Origin of the sequence: Kitasatospora sp. NPDC092948, from assembly GCF_044754805.1 — a bacterium.
Lineage (GTDB): Bacteria > Actinomycetota > Actinomycetes > Streptomycetales > Streptomycetaceae > Kitasatospora.
Genome location: NZ_JBIVPU010000033.1, coordinates 1 through 2,586 on the forward strand (window position 1 = coordinate 1; position 2,586 = coordinate 2,586).

At 70.1% G+C, this 2,586-nt stretch carries 2 protein-coding genes; both read left to right on the plus strand.

Translation table 11 applies throughout. The features are described 5' to 3' along the window. Positions 1 to 2,250 (plus strand): LamG domain-containing protein (locus tag ACIQF6_RS36230; RefSeq protein ID WP_400903291.1); only part of this gene is annotated, 2,250 nt, incomplete at its 5' end. A 136-nt stretch (positions 2,251 to 2,386) separates the two neighbouring features. Further along, a partial coding sequence (locus ACIQF6_RS36235; protein WP_400903294.1) for a hypothetical protein occupies positions 2,387 to 2,586 on the plus strand: 200 nt, incomplete at its 3' end.

Genomic DNA, 2,586 nt, shown 5'->3' on the forward strand with positions numbered 1-2,586 from the left:
ACCGACGTCGCCACCACCGGCGGCGCGGCACAGACCGTCAAGGTGCTCCCGCAGACCGCCGGCCTGCACATCCTGACGGCACGCGCCGTCAACGGGGTCGGGACCGTCTCGCAGCCCGAGACGTACTACTTCAACGTGTCGACCGGGCAGCCGCAGCGGGTCGCCTGGAACATGGACGAGACCTCCGGCACCGCCCTGGCGGGCACCGGCGGCACGTTCGAGGCCACCCTCGGCTCCGGTGCCACCCTCGGTGCGGCGGGGCACTCGGGTGAGGCCCTCGCCCTGGACGGCACCGCCAACGGCTACGCGAGCGTCAACACCCCCGTCGTGGACACCACGAAGGGATTCACCGTCTCCGCCTGGGCCAATGTCGCCGACACCACCCGCAACCGGGCCGTGGTCAGCATCAGCGGCCAGCAGACCCAGCGCTTCTCCATCGGCCTGGTCAACGGACAGTGGTCGCTGCGCACGATCAGCCAGGACACCTCCGCCGCGGTCTTCGACGTCCAGAACAGCCTGTCCACCGCCCCCGTGACGGTCGGCCAGTGGACCCACCTGCTCGGCGTCTACAACCCGGCGAACAACACCATCACCCTGTACGTCAACGGCGTCGCCGCCACCTCGATCACCGCCGGCCTCCCCTGGGACGCCCGCAGCGGCCTGGAGATCGGTCGCGCCAAGTACCGCGGTGCGATGACCGACCCCTGGCAGGGCTCGATCGACGAGGTCAAGCTGTGGGACCGCCCGCTGACCGCTGCGGAGGCCGCCAAGGCCGCCGCCGGCCAGCCGGTGACCACCGGCCGCGGGGCCAAGGCGGTCTGGAACTTCGAGGGCAACAGCCCGAAGGCCGGCGTCAGTGAGACCGACGCCCTGACCGCCTACAACGGCGTCCAGGTCGGCCAGCCCGGCATCGACGGCAAGGCCATCCACCTCGACGGCTCCACCGGCTACCTGCGCACCGCCCGTCCGCAGGTGGACGGCACCCGGGACTTCTCGGTCTCGGCGTGGGTGAAGCTGCCCAAGCTCGCCGACAACGACACCACCGCCCGCATCGCCATCAGCCAGATCGGCCAGCACAACAGCGAGTTCTCGCTGTACTACTCGGCCGCCTGGAAGCGCTGGTCCTTCGGCCGGTACAAGGAGGACACCTCCGTCGACACCCTGGTGCGCACCTGGCAGAACGACTGCACCCCGGGCACCGTGACCAACGGCGTGCCGTGCTTCGCCGGCAACACCGGCGAGTGGACGCACCTGATCGGCGTCAACGACACCACCGCGAAGAAGCTGCGCTTCTACATCAACGGCTACCTGGTCGCCGAGTCGGACTACACGCAGAACTCGCCGTGGGCCAACCCCGGCCCGCTGCAGATCGGCGCCGTCAACCGCGAAGGCGCCAACGGCGAGTTCTTCGGCGGCGACATCGACGACGTGCGGATCTTCGACCGGGTGGTCACTACCCCCGAAGCCACCGCGATGGCCCAGCAGCACCCGGTCCTGGCCGGCCGCTGGCGCCTCAGCTCCGCCACGGGCAGCCCGGCCGTCGCTCCCGACGAGAGCGCCGGCCACAACGGGGCCACCCTCGGCGGGAACGCCACGATCAACCCGGGCAGCGGCATCCTGATCAACCCGGGCGCGCTCGCGCTGAACGGCACCACCGGCTACGCCGCCACCGCGGCCAACCCCGTGCACACCAGTCAGAGCTTCACGCTGGCCGGCTGGGCGAACACCGCGGGCACCCCCACCCGGGACATGACGGCGCTCTCCTTCGCGGGCGCCAACAACAGCCCGGTGACGGTGCGTTGGCACTACCTGGGCCTGGACGCCAACGGGCAGCCCAGTGGTGAGTGGCAGGCCGAGGTCCGCACGACCGACGCCGCGACCGGTGCGGTCCGCACCACGGTCACCCACACCCCGCAGTACTCGGTGTGGGAGAACTGGACCCACCTCGCCGTCAGCTACGACGCCTTCACCCAGAGGATCGTGCTCTACGTCAACGGCCAGAGCGAGAACCAGACCTGCACCGCCGGCTCGACCGGCTGCGTCCCGCACATCTCCTCCGCCGGGGCCTCCCAGCCCTACGAGGCGACCGGTGGTCTGCAGTTCGGCCGTAACCGCTCGGGCAGTGCCTGGGGCGAGTACTTCTCCGGCGAACTCGAGGACGTCTGGCTCTACCAGGGTGTTCTGAGCCCCACTCAGATCATCAAGCTCGCCGACTACAACGCCGACCTGAGCACCGCCAACGGCGTCTGACCACCCCTTTCGAGCGGGCCGGGCAGCACCCAGCTGCCCGGCCCGCTTCCTGTCACGGCCCGAACGGGCCGACCCCTGAAGAAAGTTGCACCGAATGAGAACGGAACGGTCCGTCGCGCGGCGGACCCGAGGCAGAGTGTCCGCGACCGTCGCGGCCACCCTCGTCGGGTCACTGCTGCCGATGTTGCCGATGGCCGCCGCGGTGGCCGACAGCTATCAGAAGCCCTCGGCGGTCTCACCTGAGAAGCCGGTCAAGGGTCATGACGTCAAGGCCAAGGCGCCCAAGGCCGACACCACTGTCAGCAAGGCCGATGGCAAGCACGGTTCCCTGCCCGG